The organism is Paenibacillus sp. J22TS3 (genome assembly GCF_018403205.1).
Lineage (GTDB): Bacteria > Bacillota > Bacilli > Paenibacillales > Paenibacillaceae > Fontibacillus > Fontibacillus tuaregi.
In genome coordinates, this window is the sequence record NZ_BOSF01000009.1 from 207,613 (window position 1) to 225,519 (window position 17,907).

General features: G+C 44.4%; 16 protein-coding genes. 3 read left to right on the forward strand and 13 right to left on the reverse strand.

The window, feature by feature from the left end; genetic code table 11:
* Positions 1-34 precede the first annotated feature (34 nt).
* Positions 35-562, reverse strand: coding sequence for a DUF3267 domain-containing protein (locus KJS63_RS23150; protein WP_213621274.1), 528 nt, complete (start codon positions 560-562; stop codon positions 35-37).
* 176 nt (positions 563-738) lie between these two features.
* On the opposite strand from KJS63_RS23150, the gene KJS63_RS23155 reads away from it, so the two are divergent.
* On the forward strand, positions 739-1,377 hold the full coding sequence (locus KJS63_RS23155) for an ABC transporter ATP-binding protein (RefSeq protein ID WP_213621275.1): 639 nt from the start codon (positions 739-741) through the stop codon (positions 1,375-1,377).
* 3 nt (positions 1,378-1,380) lie between these two features.
* Positions 1,381-2,157, forward strand: a complete 777-nt coding sequence (locus KJS63_RS23160) for an ABC transporter permease (RefSeq protein ID WP_374706308.1) — start codon at positions 1,381-1,383, stop codon at positions 2,155-2,157.
* Between the two features lie 58 nt (positions 2,158-2,215).
* Here KJS63_RS23160 and KJS63_RS23165 read toward each other — a convergent pair whose 3' ends face one another.
* The 9 genes from KJS63_RS23165 to KJS63_RS23205 all read right to left on the reverse strand — a co-directional run bounded on the left by KJS63_RS23165 (position 2,216) and on the right by KJS63_RS23205 (position 14,030).
* Positions 2,216-3,388, reverse strand: coding sequence for an MFS transporter (locus KJS63_RS23165; protein WP_213621276.1), 1,173 nt, complete (start codon positions 3,386-3,388; stop codon positions 2,216-2,218).
* A gap of 353 nt (positions 3,389-3,741) precedes the next feature.
* A complete protein-coding gene (locus tag KJS63_RS23170; RefSeq protein WP_213621277.1) occupies positions 3,742-4,893 on the reverse strand; it encodes a serine hydrolase domain-containing protein in 1,152 nt (383 codons plus the stop codon).
* Positions 4,894-4,926: 33 nt separating this feature from the next.
* On the reverse strand, positions 4,927-6,279 hold the full coding sequence (locus KJS63_RS23175; protein ID WP_213621278.1) for an erythromycin esterase family protein: 1,353 nt from the start codon (positions 6,277-6,279) through the stop codon (positions 4,927-4,929).
* A 448-nt stretch (positions 6,280-6,727) separates the two neighbouring features.
* On the reverse strand, positions 6,728-9,319 hold the full coding sequence (locus KJS63_RS23180; RefSeq protein ID WP_213621279.1) for an FtsX-like permease family protein: 2,592 nt from the start codon (positions 9,317-9,319) through the stop codon (positions 6,728-6,730).
* The gene (locus tag KJS63_RS23185; protein ID WP_213621280.1) at positions 9,316-9,999 is read right to left on the reverse strand and encodes an ABC transporter ATP-binding protein; all 684 of its coding nucleotides are present in this window, start codon (positions 9,997-9,999) and stop codon (positions 9,316-9,318) included. Before KJS63_RS23185 ends, KJS63_RS23180 begins: the two co-directional genes overlap by 4 nt.
* 90 nt (positions 10,000-10,089) lie before the next feature.
* Positions 10,090-11,028 (reverse strand): VanZ family protein, encoded by a 939-nt coding sequence (locus KJS63_RS23190; protein WP_213621281.1) that lies wholly within the window; start codon positions 11,026-11,028, stop codon positions 10,090-10,092.
* Between the two features lie 98 nt (positions 11,029-11,126).
* A complete protein-coding gene (locus tag KJS63_RS23195; RefSeq protein WP_213621282.1) occupies positions 11,127-12,128 on the reverse strand; it encodes a sensor histidine kinase in 1,002 nt (333 codons plus the stop codon).
* Positions 12,129-12,812, reverse strand: a complete 684-nt coding sequence (locus KJS63_RS23200; RefSeq protein WP_213621283.1) for a response regulator transcription factor — start codon at positions 12,810-12,812, stop codon at positions 12,129-12,131.
* 378 nt (positions 12,813-13,190) lie between these two features.
* Positions 13,191-14,030 (reverse strand): LysR family transcriptional regulator, encoded by an 840-nt coding sequence (locus KJS63_RS23205; RefSeq protein ID WP_213621284.1) that lies wholly within the window; start codon positions 14,028-14,030, stop codon positions 13,191-13,193.
* A gap of 113 nt (positions 14,031-14,143) precedes the next feature.
* On the opposite strand from KJS63_RS23205, the gene KJS63_RS23210 reads away from it, so the two are divergent.
* A complete protein-coding gene (locus KJS63_RS23210) occupies positions 14,144-15,274 on the forward strand; it encodes a Gfo/Idh/MocA family protein (protein WP_213621285.1) in 1,131 nt (376 codons plus the stop codon).
* Positions 15,275-15,407: 133 nt separating this feature from the next.
* Here the strand turns inward: KJS63_RS23210 and KJS63_RS23215 are convergent, their stop codons facing one another.
* The 3 genes from KJS63_RS23215 to KJS63_RS23225 all read right to left on the reverse strand — a co-directional run.
* Positions 15,408-15,926, reverse strand: coding sequence for an RNA polymerase subunit sigma-70 (locus tag KJS63_RS23215; protein WP_213621286.1), 519 nt, complete (start codon positions 15,924-15,926; stop codon positions 15,408-15,410).
* Positions 15,926-16,366 carry a hypothetical protein gene (locus tag KJS63_RS23220; RefSeq protein ID WP_213621287.1) on the reverse strand — a complete coding sequence of 147 codons (441 nt, stop codon included), beginning with the start codon at positions 16,364-16,366 and terminating at the stop codon, positions 15,926-15,928. Before KJS63_RS23220 ends, KJS63_RS23215 begins: the two co-directional genes overlap by 1 nt.
* Before the next feature lie 413 nt (positions 16,367-16,779).
* Positions 16,780-17,907 (reverse strand): ATP-binding protein (locus tag KJS63_RS23225; protein WP_213621288.1); only part of this gene is annotated, 1,128 nt, incomplete at its 5' end.

Consider the following 17,907-nt stretch of genomic DNA (forward strand, 5'->3'; position numbering starts at 1 on the left):
AATCAACTGTGGTTACTACTATTACGGGAAACCGTTATTTCACCCGATAGCAGCCTCTGCAAAATTCAGATTTATTCGGTTTCAGGAGAATTAAGCATGAATTTACAAGGTCGGAGGAAGAAATAATTAAATTCACCCAGCTGATAATTAACAGAAGGGATTGGGGATGCCCGGATACAAAGAGCGAAGCTGCTGCTGGGATAACGGATAATCCGATAAAAGGCAAACTCATAAACACCCAAAACCGTCTTTTAGATAGAACCGCATCTGTATTGAGCCAAAAGAATATTCCACTGAACGTTAGGCTGATGTCGCCTTTAGTGTAAATCACTAGAATATGTAGAACTTCATGTATGATAAAAACAAAAAGAACAATAAGCCCAAGGGGAACGTTTGTGACTCCTGAAAATTCCAGAAGCCCAATGAACCCGATGATAAAAGCAGCCATGATGAAATAAACAAACTTCATAAAGTGGTTACGAAACCAGGGATTTTGAATGAAGGGTTTCCATTCCGCCCCGTCTAAATCTACCTGTGGCAAATGCCGAAACCACACGATCATAACTCTCCCTACTTTCCTGATGATGTCCCGAACATATCATGAGTGAATGTTCCTGTCCATTAAAAAATATGGGAAATATCCCCACTTCCGTCTGTCTGGTCCTAAGCTACAATTATGTATGATCAAGATTGTCATATTGGAGAACCCAATCTACATATAGAAGGAGCGGATTTGCTGTGTTTGCACTGCGCCATGTGAATTATAAGGACATCCTCAATATTGACCATCTGGATATCCCCTTCGGGCAGATCACCTGCATTGTCGGAGAGAGCGGGAGCGGCAAAACGACCCTGTTAAAACTGCTAAATCACCTGATCAGCTGTGATGAGGGTGAAATATGGGTGAATGATGTCCCCATTTCCGAATGCGACCCTATTGAGCTGCGCCGAAACGTCGTTATGCTGACGCAAAGTCCCACCATTTTCAAAGGGTCCGTACGGGATAATTTGCAGATTGGGCTTGAATTCTCGGGTAAGCCTGCTGCCTCGGAACATAATTTGCTTGAAGCACTGGAAAAGGTCCATCTGCGAAAAGAGCTGGATCAGGATGCCGAGTCTCTATCCGGGGGAGAGAAGCAGCGGCTGGCCTTAGCCAGAGTGCTTCTGATGGAACCCTCCGTCCTGCTGCTCGATGAACCCTCCTCGGCACTAGATGAGGATACTGCCCAGTTTGTTATGAAGAAGCTGGCCGAATATGTCCGTCCCCGGCAGAAGACCATGATTATGGTCACGCACTCAAAGGATTTAGTTGCGGCCTTTGCCGATCATGTCATTGAGGTCAGTAAGGGCCAAGTTATTGCACGAGAGGTGGTGTAGCGGGTGAACGGAAATGGAAGTATGGATCTGTCCTTTTGGCAGCTAGCCGCGGCCTATATCTTCATTGTTCTGCTGCTTGTGATCGTCAAAATCAGAGGCATCGACCGGGAGAAGGAAATTCTGGTGTCCTCCGTACGCATGACCCTTCAGCTCATTCTTGTCGGGTATATCCTGGCTTACGTGTTCAAGCACTCTCATCCCTTATACACGATTGGGATCACGGCCATTATGCTGATCTTCTCGGTATATAACATTTACAAGCGTACGAAGGCGCCATTATCCGGAGAGATGAAAAAGATCATCGCGGTCTCCATGGTGACCGGAACCGTCGCCAGTCTCGGTTATTTTATCCTTGTCGTCTTATGTGTATCTCCCTGGTATGATCCCATGTACGTGATCCCCATCGCGGGAATGATCATCGGCAATGCGATGACCGGAATTTCACTTGGCGTAAATCACCTTCTGGAAGGGATGAGCTCCAAGAGACACCTTGTGGAGGGGGCTCTCATCCTCGGCGCCACGCCCAAAGTGGCCTCCAAGCCGATTGTCAATCAAGCCTTCGACGCCGCCATGCTGCCTACAATCAACTCTATGGTGGGCATGGGCATCGTCTTCTTACCCGGCATGATGACCGGGCAAATCCTTGGAGGCGCCTCCCCTGTTGTCGCGATCGAGTATCAAATCGCCATCATGCTGGGAATTGCGGGCAGTGTATCGCTGAGCGTAATCCTGTTCGTGCAGCTGGGGTACCGGACTTTTTTAATTCGCGGAGTCAGATGAAGGGGTAGTACCTCACTCTCTCCCATCAGCAAGGGGAAGACTACCAATCTAATCACATTTATTTGAATTTCAACGTCATTAAGTAGGCAACAAACAAAATACAACAGCCTGTTATAAAAGGGGCGAACATATGAGCATCAAATAAGAGCCCGGCTAGAATAGGGCCAATGATATTGCCTAAACTCATATAGGCATTATTCATCCCCGCCACATATCCTTGTTCGTTCCCGGCCAGCTTCGATAATTGGGTATTAAGAGCTGGGCGGAGTATAGCTGTAGCAAAGAAAATACTGGAGGTTATCAGGAAGATACTCCAGAAATCCTTAACAAAAATAAGCACGATATAAGCACACGAGGTGATCAGAAGAGCGCCTTTGATCACCATTTTCTCACCAAACCTCTTAATTATTCTGGCCACCATCAATGCCTGCATGGCAACGCCAATAATAGCGCCTGTCGTCAGAATTATGGCAATACTTTGAGGTGAGAACTGAAACCTTTTCGTCACATACAAACCGAGAACCGACTCATAATTAGCGAGCCCAAAGGTCATCACAAGGACAAGGATAAAGAGAATGGCATACTTGGATTTCAAAGATCTCGCGTATTGTTTAAAGAGTGACTCCTTCCGCGTAACCACTTCCCGTGCAGCTCTCATTTGCTCCTTCGACAGGCTTTCGGGCAGACATAACATTGAAAAGACGACTCCAACCACAGCCGCACCTGCCGCCACATAGAGCGGAACCCTCGTTCCATACCCTGCAAGAATACCCCCAAGCCCAGGTCCAATCACAAATCCAAAGGACATGGCTGCGGCTAACAGGCTGTTGCCTCTGGCACGCTCCTCCGTTGTGGTGATATCAGCTACATAAGCCATCATTGGCGGCACAATCAAAGCTGCGGCCACTCCCTCCAGCAAGCGGGAGATATACAGCATCCACAGCGCATCTCCAACAGCAAATATAAATTTAGCTGCGGCAAAAACAATGACGCCCGTAACGATGAACACTTTTCTTCCATAGCGGTCAGACTGCTGCCCGGTGATCGGGGATAATAGGAACTGTGTAACCCCATAGGCAGCTACTAACAGTCCCATCGACTGCCCGTTTGCTCCAAATTCCAGGATCAATTGTGGCAGAATGGGAGTAATCAAACCAACCCCGACCATAACAATAAATATATTGATCATGAGAATAGCGAGTATAATTTTTTTATTTGTTAATTTAAACATACTGAAACCTCCTTACTTTCTCGCAAAATGTTATGAACTCCAATGGTGTAAAACTGCATTTTGTCCACAATACAAAAAGCCCCCTTACCCATTTCTGGACAGGAGGCAGACATACGGACAAAAGGATACACGGCTCCCTTAAAAAGGAGCCTGATCCTATTGTTGATATATAAAAGCCCGCACTAATCCTATCCAAAAAAATCGTAAGGTTACGATATTTCTTATATGGAACAGGATTAGTAGATCATTGGCTTAAGGTCACCCTTTCGGTTCTTATTCCTTACAACATATCATAAGGGGAAAGAATAAGTACCGGACAAAACTTTTATAGCGATTCTTTCTTGCTGGTATTCTTAATGTGATGAAAAGCCAATAAGTTGCTCGGCAATGCTTTTGGAAAGGGATAACGTATCCATTTCAGAAGGCATCGCATTGATATTAAGGGTTTGTACATAATCCCCGCCGCGAGTTCCACCTGCGAACGTTGCGAATCCTGGAAAGTTGCCGCCATGCCCCCAAATCGTAATACCATTCTTCAGCTTTGTTCCAAGGATCCCCAAGCCATATTCACCTATTGGAGTTTTCACCCCAGTTAACATCTGATCTAAAGTAGCTGGTTTTAATAGTTTGCCACTAAGTACAGCACGGAAGAATGTATTCAGATCATCCGCTGAGGAGATTATAGATCCCGCAGCAGATGCCCAAGAGGGATTCATTTCGGTTCTATCTATGAATTGTCCGTCGAGTATGAAGTATCCTCGAGCATGTTCACCTGGAATAAACGAGTAATCGTCGGGTACATAAGTACTCGTTAGCTTAAGGGGAGCTATGAAACGTTTCCTAATATGGTCCCCGTATGTTTCTCCAGTAGCCTTCTTAATAATCATCCCTGCCAGTACTGTATTCGTATTGGAGTAAACCCATTTCTCTCCAGGCTTAGAGATTGCCTTCATGTTCAGCCCAGTACGAACTAATTCATCATCAGAAAAGGAATGTAACGGGTTTGGGAGTAATTTATCGAGAATATCCTTATGTTCTGAATAGTCAGGAATGCCGCTTGTTTGGTTTAATAGTTGCCGAATCGTGATATGATCCCCTTCATATTCAGTACCCTTAACAACATCAGGCAGCCATTTTTCTATCGTATCATCCAGGTTCAGTTTTTGTTCATCGACAAGCTGAAGAATGACCACTGCAGTAAACGTCTTTGTTAGACTACCGATACGGAAAGTAAAGTTCGTCTTAACCGGGTCAGCACCGTAAATGCTTGCTTCACCGGAAGCATATGCCCATTTTGCTCCTTTGTTTGAGGAAGCTACAATTACGCCCGGTATATTTTGATGGTTAGCAGCTTTATCGATAAGTTGCTTGGCTTTGGTCTGCGAATCTTGACTGTAAGTAGTAACGGGGGTACCCGCCTGCTTGGCAAAACCAGTTCCTGACAATGGCAGTAATAGAGTCGCGGCAATCATTGTCGATACAGTGAGCATAGAAATTTTGTTCATTTCGTTCCTCCTTTTGATTAGGGAATCATCGTATTATTCATTCATATGTGATGGAGTGACCTTTTTAATATAGAAAAAGATGTCAAATGTCTTCCCGAATGCAGCGTCTACAAACAAAGGTATTTGAGGTCCCAATGTTGTTACTCCGGCAAGTAGAGGACGGGTTTCATCTAGCCAGGTTTTCACCGAACCGCTTGCTTTGCGCAAGTCTACAAAATATTGATCATGTTTGACTTGTCCGACGGTATAGTTAATGCTTTTGGGGTCATCGACTTTAACCGTTCCATAAGGACCGAATTTGCCACTTTCATTAACAACGTTATATGAACCTGAATGAGTTGATGTCCCGATGGATACGTATTTGTCGCCGTAATGTTTAGCCAAATGTTGTCCTGACATCTCCGGATATACGAATGGAAGAATATTGGTTTTGGATATATGTCCGTTATGACCCCATACCATGGTTTTCCCCCATTGTTCTTGTGTCCACTTCGCATTTTCATACATTGCAATATCATGTCTTAAGAAGAACTCCGGCGTTTGTTCAGCTGAAAACATATGAATAAATTGCTCGATAATACGGGCGCTATGCAATGCCCATTCGTAAGCTTCTTTTTGCTTGCCGGCATTAGCTTTATTTTTTTCTAGCAGCTCAATAATAGACCGGGCATTGGAAAGATGCTTTTCTTTCTCATCTTTCGACAGTTTCTCAAAACTTTGTTCGTCTTTTGTTGCGGGAATAAGCTCTTTCATTTTGTTATTTAATTGAGAAATCAAATTCGGATGATATTGTTTGATATAGTCCGAAATTTTGTTAAACACATGTTCATCTAATTTTTTTTGGTCCATCCCGATCACACGTACTTTATTGGGATGTTTGGGATCGGCATTGTAGTCACGAATCCATTCCAACATTTGCGTCATTTCTTTATTGTTAAACATAGGGCTAAGAATTTTGCTTGGATGCCCTTTACCTGTAAGAACATATTGATCAAGCATCAATCCTTGCCCCCAGTTCTCCTCTAAGACAAGGTTTGTAAACCCCAACTCCGTAACCAAAAACTGTACGATACGGTGTTTCATCGTGAATATTTCATGCATGCCATGAGAAGCTTCGCCTAAACCAACAATAGGAGCAGATCCTATCATCTCTTTAAGTGGTTGTAAATCTTCCAAAGAAGCACCAGGCTCTGCTGTTGTTAATTTGCTTGCATTCTTCTCCAGCCACTGTAATGGAGTCTGTTTGTCCTTCACGGCAGTTTCAAGCTTAGATGCAGGCGTATTGCCCGCACTGGATGATGTTGATGGGTTTCCTACTGTGGAACAACCGGCCAAACTTATACATATTGTAGTAAGCGCCAACCTCGTTAATAATTTCTTGTTCATTTGTTTTCTTTCTCCTCCTCAGGGTTATTGTTTGACATTCAGTGCAAAGCGATTTGTCTCCCCGAGTATTGCAGTATAATTGTCATACTGCCAAGATGCCGTTATGTCACCATGCTGAATTACTGTCATATAACGGCTTATTGCCATTACTTTCTGGGGACGAACGACAGAAGCTTATTCCTTGGATGAAAGCTTTACAAGCGGCGGCAGAGGAGGCGGCGGGATCGGTCATTTTGTCGGATAATGTCATACTGTCAAGATGATGTTATGTCACCATGCTGCGTATTACTGCCATATGAACGGCTATGCTGGGAGTTAATTAGAAGATAAGGGGCCACAGCGAACCCGGCTGCACCTAGAGTAAGCAGCACGATGACACGATGATCCACCATCCTTCGTCTAAATAAAAAAACGGCCCTGACTTAACCAAGTCAGAGCCTGTTCCCTTTTATATACTCTCCTGCTTTAACGCATGGATAATGTTTTCCTTCTTCACTTTCGTGCTGGAATATAACATAGCCGAGCCAACCATGAGAAATACCGCCGCAATGGCAGTAAGCATACTCATCCAAGGGAGGGCAAATTCGTAGCTGAATTTGTTCGCCCATGCCCTATAGATCATATACATGACAGCGACGCTGATAGGAAGCCCGAACAACAGGGACTTGGCCCCGTAGAAAATACTCTCGTAATTCATCATTTTGGCAAAGCCCTTGGGGGTCATTCCAACCGATTTCAGCATCGCAAACTCCCGTTTTCGAAGAGAGATGCCCGTAGAAATTGTATTAAAAATATTCGCAATAGAAATCGCTGAGATTAACACGATAAATCCATAGGAGAAAACAGACAGTAACAGAACTTTCTGTTCATCGTTTCTTCTCGCTTGAAACACATTATAGACCTGCAGCCCCGCCTCTTTCATTTCTTCGATGTCCTGCTGTGTCTTCAAAGGCTCTGTGCTGTTCAGATAGAGATAGGTCTGCACAGGTTCCGCGCTCTTACCCTTTACCCACTGGTTCATAACTTGTTCCGAGACGATGAGATTCAACCCACCTACGCCTACTGGTTCCAATCCCTTAGGAGCTTGATCGGTCAAAGCCGCAACGGTCACTTGGCCTGCACTCGTCTCTTCCCCTGTGTTCTCATCAGTTTCAACCAAGTCAAAGCTTTGGCCGACTGTTGCATAAATGGCCTTCGTTTGAACATACTTGCCTGTATTTATATCTTTATAATGAATCGTATCCAGCACGATGGCAGCGGGATGATTCGGGTCTGTTAACTGCTTGTAATCAGTGCCAACCGCTTGGGCATAGGCTCGCAGATTCGCATCATTTAACGCATGGATCTTCATGTCGTAAGGATATTTCCCGTTCTGAAGGTTACCCTGATCCTTCTTGACCGTCTCTTGCAATTCATCCGCGATGGACGATTCTTCGACCAACGTCTTTTCATAGAACTCGTGAATCACGCTGTATTCAGTTACACCTTCAAGGGATGTAATCGACTGTAACAGCCGGTCGTCTATTCTTTTCCCATTTCCGTAGGCGACTTGAATATCGTAGTTGACCCCTTCCCCCGAGAGATCCAGCGACTGCTTCAGACTGGATGTAAAGAAGGATACCGTCAGAAACAGGACGATGCTGATGACGAGCGAAAAGACCGTGGCATGATATCTCCGCTTGTTTCTTTTCAGATTCTTCAGGCCGATCTCCCCTTCGATCCCGAAGAGCTTGCGAATGAGCTTTGATGTTCTTACCGCTTTGCCCGTAAGCTTTATATCGTCAGTCTGGCGGATCGCATCCATGGCGGAAATCCTGGACGCTTTTACAGCGGGGAGATAGGTCGAAATGAAAATCGTCAGCATGGAAACCGCACAGGCAATCAAGAGGGATAGCGGTGTAATGATCATTGTCAGTTTTTCCGTCACCCCTAAAGCCCCCTGGATCATGGAGTTAATGAATATAAAAGTAACCCCAGTCCCGGCAAGCCCGCATATTACCCCAATCGGAATGCTGATCAGGCCAATGACGAACCCTTCGAAGAATACCGAATTCCTCTTCTGCCTTCTCGTAGCCCCCACACTCGCAAGCATCCCTAAATGGCGGGAACGCTCCGAGACGGAGATCGCAAAAGCATTATAGATGAGCGATACTGAACCCACCATAATGACTACCATAATGATGGCCGATAGGGAGATCAGCGTGCTGTTCGTAGCCCCGCTTTTCGACACACCATAATAATGAAGCAAATCGTGATTAAACTCTACGGATTTGATGTTGTTCTGCTTAGCCAAGTTTTCCGCATGAGTGAACAAGGAACGGTTTACCTTCCGCAGCTCAACTGCCGCATTGACCCGATCGTTCGCCCCCATCATGTTCTCATCGGTATAACTAATAAGGGTGTAACCCGGGGCCCAAGCCGGTTCCCACACGGGACGTTTGATAAAGCCTACCACCGTGTATTGCCTTATCTTCTTATTCTGGAGGGTTTCGGTTATTTTGTCGTCCATCATACGCAGTGGTTCGGTCTGATTCAGCGGTTGATTGCTGCCTTCCTCAAATCGTTCCCCGACATTCAGAGTTAGACGATCGCCGATTTCATATTTCACCTTTGCATTCCCTGCAAGCGCTTCTGAGATAACAACCTCCTTGTCTGTCTGCGGAAGACGGCCCTTGCTTGGTACAACCCCAAATTGGGTGAAACCTTGGGTATTATACTCCTTGATGAACAAATACGGCCTGTTGCTGTTCTGGCCCCCTTCAAAAGGGGCATAGCCAAGATCCCTTGAGACCGCAACCGCCCCGGTTGCCTCATCCTTCTGGATCGCTGCAAGCTGCTTCTGGTTTACATTGTTATACAGAACATGCCAATCCCCGTTCTCGATCATGGTCTGCCTTTTCATCAAATCTAAAAAAGAAAACCCTAGCGTTGAAACGGCCGTCACCATGGCAACCGAAATGATAACACCTATGATCGTTACAAGCGTTCGTTTCTTATTTTGCTTCAAATGCCGAATCGTTAGCTTATTAACAATGTTCATGGACGGATCACCTCGTCTTTGGCAATCCTCCCGTCTTCAATAGAGATGATCCTGTCGGCTTGCAAAGCGATCCGTTCGTCATGTGTAATCACGATCAGCGTCTGTTGGAGGGTTTTGTTCAGCATTTTTAACAGGTCAATGATTTCGCTGCTGTTCTTACTGTCCAGATTCCCGGTCGGTTCGTCCGCCAGCATGATCGCAGGGCTACCAATAACCGCTCTGCCGATCGAGACCCTTTGCTGCTGCCCCCCGGATAATTGATTAGGCAGATGGTTTAGTCGATGCTGCAAATTCAAAGTCTTCACCAGATTGTCCAGCAGCTGCTTATCTACCTTTTGTTTATCCAGCAGGAGCGGCAGCGTGATATTCTCTTCCACCGTCAGAACGGGAATCAAGTTATAGAATTGGTAGATCAGCCCGATCTGTCTGCGCCGGAAGATCGCCAGCTGGGTTTCGTCCATGTCATACATGTCCGTATCCTCAACGAAGACTTTGCCGTCAGTGGGCCGATCCACACCGCCCAGCATATGGAGAAGCGTCGATTTCCCTGATCCGGACGGGCCGATAATCGCAACGAACTCGCCCTTGAGGACCGAAAAGGAGACATCGTCAAGCGCCTTCACCGCGGATTCGCCTGTACCGTATATTTTAGACAGGTGCTCAATTCTTAAAATCTCCATGGCCATACCTCCTAACCGTTTTGTGAGCATTACTTCCTGAATCGACTTCGCACAAAACTCACTTCGGAAAATTAGGCTCTCCCTAGATGCTCAATTCCAGGTATATACCATCTCTCTAAAGCCAACATCCCATAGGGTTTCATTCCCCTCAATAGTTATCGTAAGCTCATTGGCCTGGGAGAGATAAATTGAGCTCATATCCGGCTCACGGCGCTCGCCTTCTGCAGATATAGACAAGAGCTCTTCTCCATCAACGGTAATCCTGATGCTGCCACGCACTTCCTTTCCATCGGGAATTCCATAATTCAAGAAGAGATATACCTCCTCCTTATTGTCTAACGAATACGTATACGTTTCCTTGTTTTTACCTTCAGTGCTGTACACATTGTACTTAGGTTCCACGTCTTGACCGCCAATCTTAAGAGTGGGCGGTTTGGTTCCCGTTGCTATATTGCCAGTACTATCCTTCAATTCGTTGATCGCCACAAAAGGGCCCATTTCTTTGGTGAACACTTGGTCAAGCACTCCGAAGACCCCCCACACCCCAAGCATCAAGACCATACCAGAAATGCCCGTTGCAGCGATATTTCTCCAGATATTTTTGGTGCGAAAGCCAAGCTTGTACGCCCCGAATCCGATGGCTGCGCCTATTGAGTTCTGTATGACGTCGTTCATGTCGAAGCTGCCGAGGAAAGTTAGGGCCTGAATGGTCTCGATCACGAGAATGGACAGGATGAACAAGGCCATAAAGCGAACAAAGCCGGTCCGATATAACCAAGGAATCAATATGCCAAAAGGAATGAAGGCTGCGATGTTCCCAAGTCCCACCAAATCCATCACCGTAGGATGTAGAAGATCAGATAGGCTTGGCATCCTGAAGAAATCCTCCGGTAAAAAAATAAAGGTGTACTCCTTGCTTAGACCTGCCTTACCTACTCTGCCGAAAGCGAAAAACAAAAAATAGAGAATAAAGAGGGTGTAGAATATCGTGATAGTGAAAATAGTTTTTCGTTGTTGTTTCAAATCCATCGTCTTACCTCCATCGTTCATCTGATGAATATCATTTTATCGGTCTAAAATGACTCTCAGGTGACTGTGAAGGTGACAGTTTAGTCACTTACGGTTGGTTAAATCACTTGTTTATACAGCTTAATCCGAAACTCCGTGCCCCGTTCGCTGTCGCTCGTTACATCGATCACGCCGTTCTGGCTGGCAATAATGCTGTGGGCCATCGCAAGACCAATCCCAATGCTTCCCTCGCCAGCATTCTTTCCTTTATAGAAACGTTTGAAAATATACGGCAAGTCCTCCTTGGGAATGCCTTTTCCGTTATCGGCGATCACAATTTCCGTAAATAGTGCATTTTCCGAAAAAGATATGGCGATCCTCCCGCCTTGATCCGTATGCTCCACGGCGTTTTTCAAAATATTGATGATAGCTTCCACCGTCCAATTGAAGTCGCCCATGAAAGAGACGTGGTCATCACCCTGAATCGAAACCGTCTGTTCCTTAATATCCATCGGAATAAGAACCGGCTCTAATGCCTTCTGGATAAGCCTTTTTACCGAAATTTGATCCTGTTTGAACTGGATGGTCTGTGCGTCGATTTTGGAGAGCTTTAATAAGGAAGAGACCAGCCAATCGATCCGTTCAAGCTGGATACGGATATTGTAGGTGAACTCCGCTCTTTTGGCTGGCGGCAGATCAGGGCTGCTTAACAAATCCGCCATGACCGTCATCGAGGTAAGCGGTGTTTTGAGCTGATGAGAGATGTCGGAAATGGCATCGGTCAGTTTCAATTTATCCCGCTGTAGAAGCGACCGCTGCTCTGATAACATCAGTGTCATTTTATAAATATCATTCTTCAGAATGCTAAGCTCGCCTTCCTGATTATCACGAACGTCCAGAGAATAGTTGCCGCTGCTAACCTGCCGTAAATAGGCGGAGAGCTTCTCCAGCTCGCGATATCTCCAGCCTGTGAATACCAGAATGCTGCCCATAAACAGCATGGATACAATGAAGACGAATATCGCCGCGATGGACGAAAAGAAGGCAGCTGCTGCGGTCGCCGTTATACCGATCGAGCCCATGACGGCCAACAAGATTTGAATCTCCCGATTGCGCAGCATCTAATCTCCCACCTTATATCCCAAACCCCGTACGGTCTTGATTATCGCCGGCTGCTGCGGATCATCCTCTAACTTCTCTCTCAGCCGTTTAATATACACGGTTAGTGTATTGTCGTTCACGAAATCACCGGCCACATCCCAAATCTGCTCCAGAAGCTGATTTCTTGATAGAACCTGTCCAATATGGTTGGCAAAAATCAGCAATAAGCGGTACTCTAACGCGGTCAACGATACTTCAGCCCCGTTCTTATAGACTTTACCTTCCAGCGTATTAATTCGGACATTGTGCAAATCAATGAATGGTTTGGCTTGTGACGGCTTATGGTATCTCCGCAGGACAGATTTGATCCGCGAGAGAAGCTCACGAATACGGAAAGGCTTGGTAATATAATCGTCGGCCCCCATATCCAGCCCCATGACCACATTGACCTCATCATCGATTGCCGTTAAGAAAATGACCGGAATATCGCTCCGCTCTTTGACCATTCTGCACAAATCATAACCGCTCCCATCCGGAAGCGATAAATCAAACAAACATAAAGCGAATTGATCTAGCTCGTCATCCAGCACCTTTTTGGCAGAAGCAGCATCATAACAAAGGACGGTGGAAAATTGATCCTGCTGCAGCGAATATTCCAGACCAGACGCGATCGTTCGATCATCTTCGACTAATAGAATTTTCATCCTCAGTTCACCCTAACTGTTGTTTTAGGAATAATTAATATATATATAATGAACTTATGAAGGTTACCCTTATAGAGCGCTGAGATGCCGAGTGTTCTTACGACCACTGTTGTCTCCGAAATGCTTGAACTAGATATCTAAGTAGAGGCATTTCGGAGACAAAGGTGGACGCTCCGCTTCTTCAGAATCACTCGTCCCCTCCGCAAAGTTCATTTTATATAAGTTTAAAATTGATTTACCATGAGACAGCCGTATGAAATGTTCTTCCGGTCACAAAGGCGAACGCTTCGCTTCTCCAGAATCATTTCACACTATTGCCTATTGGCAATTCTAAAATTCAACATACCTAATCTTGGACTTAAAAATCGAATGTCTTCCCTATACGGTAACGATCATATGGATCAACTGCTGCTCAATCCCCGTAATTTTATGATTCTTTCTGTAACAAATATATTTTTCAATTTCACAGTAACTGAATCCGGTCTCTCTATACTTACCGATCCCTAACTTGCCCATATCGGCCTCCGGCAGCAGCGTTACCCCCATACCCAGCTGACACATCGTAATCATCGAATCCAAAGCGGCTATTTCCACATAATCAGACCGAGATATATTATGGTCATCAAGCAATTGATCCATGATCTTCTTGTAATAACAGTTCTGAGAGGAAATAATCAGATTCTCACGCTCTAAAATTTCCTGAAGAGGTCTCTCGGCATGCTTGCCAACCAAGACCAATTTTTCGGTGCCATATTTCCTGTAATGAAGGGCTGCATGGTCCGTCCTTCCAACCAGAAAACCAATGTCGATCACCCCGCTTGCAAGCTCCTCCTCAATCTTGGTCGTACTTCCTGTTCGAATGGTCATTTTCAGATCCTTGTATTTCTGATACAAGTTCCGCATGGCCTGATCGAAATTGTTTGGATGTTTACTCCCCATGAGCCCAAGCTTCAGCACCGGACTTTCCTCACTCATCAACGTACGGGTCTCTTCCCACATAGAGATAATTTTCTTGAACTGGGCATAGAGCTTCTCCCCATCCTCGTTTAATTCCATTCCCCTGGGTCTCCGGTAGAACAACTCTTTGTTGAATTCATGTTCGATTTTCTTGATTTTGGCGGTCATATTCGACTGCAGCTGATGCAGCTCCTTCGCAGCCAAGGAGATACTCTGATGTTCTGCCACCGCGACAAAAGCTCTCATATTTTCAATGTCCACGACCTCACCTCTTCTCCCATCTTAAATATTGATATATGTATCGGAATTAAACATTTTTAATGATATCTATTACGTATTATACTGCTGTTGAGAAAATAAGGGGAGGGACTGTTATGAGTGAACAGCGTCTAAAAGTAGGCATTATCGGAGGGTCCTTGCGCAACCGGTGGGCCAGCTCCACACATATTCCGGCTTTGCTTCAAAGCCAGCATCACCAAATCACCGCCGTTGCCACAACCAAGTTGACCTCCGCCCAGGAAGCTGCTCAAGCAATTGGCGCTGTGGAAGCCTATAATGATTATTCCAAAATGCTGGAGTCCGATCAGGTCGATATGGTTATCGTCAGTGTAAAAGCTCCGTATCACAAACAGATCGTACTGGACACCATCCAGGCCCAGAAACATGTTTACTGCGAATGGCCGCTGGCTGCAAATCTTGAGGAAGTCAATTCGATTATGGAAGAAATCCGGCATTCGCCAATCCGGCATGCGATTGGCCTGCAGTCCCGGCAATCCGAGGAAGTGCAACTTGTGAAGCAAATGATAGATAACCAAGAGTTCGGAAAGATTCTATCGGTCCATATGAAGGTGTCTACACAGGCTAAAGGGAACTGGGTGGATCAGGGAAGCAGTTATATTTTAGATAGCAAAAATGGGGCAACCCTGCTCAGCATCAACGGAGGACATGCCTTAGACATTGTAACGTTCATCTTCGGGCAGTTCACCGAAGTTCAAGCAAGCCAGCATACCCATTATACCGAAGCCCACATCATAGAGAGTGACGCCAAAATCGAGAAGAACACCGCGGATCAGTACCTTATCCAGGGCAAGCTTAATGCCAACATTCCGATCGCCGTGCATCTGCAGGGAGGAGCCTACCCTCAATTTCTTCTGGAAATTCAAGGAGAACACGGAGTCATTCGATTGGGCCAGAATCAATCCATCGGACATCCCCAATATGGACGATTGCATGTATCGGTGGCTAAATATAATTCATCTCAATCCATCGCCACCAGCCAGCCTGATGACTTCATCGTGGTCAAGGAGGATCAGGAAAAGTCTCCTTTTACCAACGTGTTTCGGGCTCATCAGTCTTTTGCGAAGGATATCCTGACGGGTACAGCTGGTACGCCTGATTTCTATAGCGCTTTGGCGCTGCATCGGTTGATTGATGCGATTGAGATTTCAGCGCGGACGGGGGAGAAGGTGAGGATGACTGGGGGGAGCGAACTTCAGTATAATTAGGTAGGTTTAATTAATATAAATCGGCCGACTGCACACCACTTAAGGGGACATTTACGGAAAAGGGCCTTGCTTATACGCTAGGTCCCTTCTCCAATTTAAACGATATAGTAAAACCTTGATTGATACATCTCTCTTACTTATCTGCGTCTAGATAATCTATAGCTTTAATTTGAAGCCGCTTTACTACAGACTGGACCTGATTAAGTGATAGACTCAGCTTATTAGATATTCCCAATAAATCTCTATCATTTATCAAAAGAAGTACCACCTGCCTTTCTGTTGAAGACAAGCTTTCTATAAACCAATCTACATCAAGAGTAGTTTCATCATGAGGAATTGATCTTACGAAATCTATATGTGTGGGAGAGTCATTGTGTGCAAAAGCTGGGGAGTCCAAGGAGAAAATAGATTCTAATCTTTTTATTGCCCATGCTTCTTTGTTTTTTTGTTTCATAATTATTTTCAACTGTAGTAAAAAATAGTCTTCGAAGCATCCATATTTTGTTCTATAAGTACGTATAGCATAGATAAGTGCAAGAACACCCTCTGTAATTCGATCCTCTTTTTCCAATCCTTTATAAGAATTCTTACATTCCTGGATAATGAGGGGAAAATAATGTTTAACAACATCAGCTTCAGTGACTTTTTCCATCAATCATTTTCTTTCTTTGGAAGCATGGTACGAAGCCCATTTTTTCTTGGCTTTTTAGGAGTTTTTCTAGGCATAAGTGAAACCGGGTTAGTGTTAACAAATGTAGCAAGCCATAAATCATCTTTTTGCTCAACGATATAATTTGCTGGTAAAGGAATTCCACGCGTTTTAAGTGATCGAACCAACTCAGGACCCTTTATCTTCCCATTTTTAAGAACAAGGTATCCCTTTTCCTCAATCTCTAACAGCCCTAAATTTTTCCCGTCCTGACTTATACCTATTTTTAATTGTCTCGGAATATATTCACAGAGTTTGCTGTTCAAACTGATTCCCTTCTCGTCAGATACAACTATTGTAAAGACAGGTTTTGGAGGGCTAGGTAAAAACCATTCAAAATGTTGAATATCAAGCTCTCGATTCTCATTAAAATGATCGTTCATATTTACTTCTCCTTTTTTTGGTATTGTACTCATAATTATCATACTTGATATCAAGTCTCGTTTCTGCCGATAGTTGTAAAATAAAATATACATACATCGAAGTCTCTATTAAATTTTTGTTTATTGTTAAAATGTAGTATCTGTAATATGCTAACGTGGCAATGGTCAGATAAATTTATCTGCGGATTGAACTGATGTTTGTATTTTTTGATTAAATCAAAAAAGCTACCTTAAACAGTAACCTGTCTAGGTAGCTTTTTGATTTAATAGTAGTAGTTCATTACGAAAGTTACGTGCAAGTTAAACCTAAAGGCTAAGTGAGCTACAGTCCTTATAAAATAAAGGTGTTGGCCTCTTTTCTTCGCGGAACGACAATTATGTGCAAGTTAACGGCAAGTTAAAAGTTAAATAACTTATGCCCAGTATGGTACATACTTCATATGTTTCGGAGCCGTACCCGGATCTTTAGGCTTCACTTTTCCAACTTCAACTGTATCTTTAATGATTCTTGAAGCGATTGAAATTTGCTTATCATCCATACCAAACCTGGATCGCAACGTTGCATTTGTCATAAAGTCCCTAGTCACATACTTTAAGCAGGCATGCAGGTAACACGCTCTAGCTCGCTCTTCCCTATCCATCTCTGAAAAGGGCTTTTGAGAAAACAAGATGACTCGTGTATGTTCATCAGTCACTTCTATAATAGGAGCAGGCAATTGATAGAACTCTGTTTGTGATACTACTTTATCAAATCCACTCCCTCGCTCTTCACAGACCCCAACACGACGTAAAAATGAAGCCAGAGCTTCATTCCTAGACCTAGGGGGACTATCAATAAAACGTTCGACTTGCACAAGTGGTATTCCTGGATTAGTTATTTCCATGCGGTCTGAAAAAATCTCAATCATCGGACCAGTACCACGTAATGAGAAATCTTGATGAATAATAGCATTAGCCACCAATTCCCGAACAGCTAATTCAGGATACAGCGAAACGTCCTTCCTCAAAGCCTTACCAATAATTTCGTTTCTAGGCAAGAGATTATCTATAAATCCGATCAGCCCTTCAAATCCTGCAGCGTACCCTTTGACACCTTCTTGTTCTCGTTCAGTATGAGTTCTATCCTTGCCAGAGTATATAATTACTCGTACTGATTTTCTCTTTAAATGGTTAAAACTAGATAACCTTTTGGCGAAAAGAATAGCACCTAAATTTGTAATATCCCATCCACCAGCGTCACATTTCCTAATCATATTGTCACTAGATAATCGCTCTAAAATTCGCCACCTATCTTCTGGTAATTCTATATCTAAAAGTTCAAAATAAGCTGGGTAATCTAGAACCTTGAGTACCTCAGACTCTGGTACATTCTCCACTGCGATCATTTCTTCAAATGGCGTTTTATCGAAAGCTCTCCAAAGAGCACGTTCCTTATCAGGAAAATCCTTTAAGTATTTCTTATATGAACCAATCCGTATATATTCTGTTCCCTTGAACTGAACTGGTTTATCCGTTGCCCTCTCAACCTCCATAATTACTAC

Bases quoted from the DNA above. Each gene is read 5' to 3' on its own strand.
- KJS63_RS23150 (WP_213621274.1), bottom strand. From the start codon at position 562: ATGATCGTGTGGTTTCGGCATTTGCCACAGGTAGATTTAGACGGGGCG.
- KJS63_RS23165 (WP_213621276.1), bottom strand. From the start codon at position 3,388: ATGTTTAAATTAACAAATAAAAAAATTATACTCGCTATTCTCATGATC.
- KJS63_RS23170 (WP_213621277.1), bottom strand. From the start codon at position 4,893: ATGAACAAAATTTCTATGCTCACTGTATCGACAATGATTGCCGCGACT.
- KJS63_RS23175 (WP_213621278.1), bottom strand. From the start codon at position 6,279: ATGAACAAGAAATTATTAACGAGGTTGGCGCTTACTACAATATGTATA.
- KJS63_RS23180 (WP_213621279.1), bottom strand. From the start codon at position 9,319: ATGAACATTGTTAATAAGCTAACGATTCGGCATTTGAAGCAAAATAAG.
- KJS63_RS23185 (WP_213621280.1), bottom strand. From the start codon at position 9,999: ATGGAGATTTTAAGAATTGAGCACCTGTCTAAAATATACGGTACAGGC.
- KJS63_RS23190 (WP_213621281.1), bottom strand. From the start codon at position 11,028: ATGGATTTGAAACAACAACGAAAAACTATTTTCACTATCACGATATTC.
- KJS63_RS23195 (WP_213621282.1), bottom strand. From the start codon at position 12,128: ATGCTGCGCAATCGGGAGATTCAAATCTTGTTGGCCGTCATGGGCTCG.
- KJS63_RS23200 (WP_213621283.1), bottom strand. From the start codon at position 12,812: ATGAAAATTCTATTAGTCGAAGATGATCGAACGATCGCGTCTGGTCTG.
- KJS63_RS23210 (WP_213621285.1), top strand. From the start codon at position 14,144: ATGAGTGAACAGCGTCTAAAAGTAGGCATTATCGGAGGGTCCTTGCGC.
- KJS63_RS23215 (WP_213621286.1), bottom strand. From the start codon at position 15,926: ATGGAAAAAGTCACTGAAGCTGATGTTGTTAAACATTATTTTCCCCTC.
- KJS63_RS23220 (WP_213621287.1), bottom strand. From the start codon at position 16,366: ATGAACGATCATTTTAATGAGAATCGAGAGCTTGATATTCAACATTTT.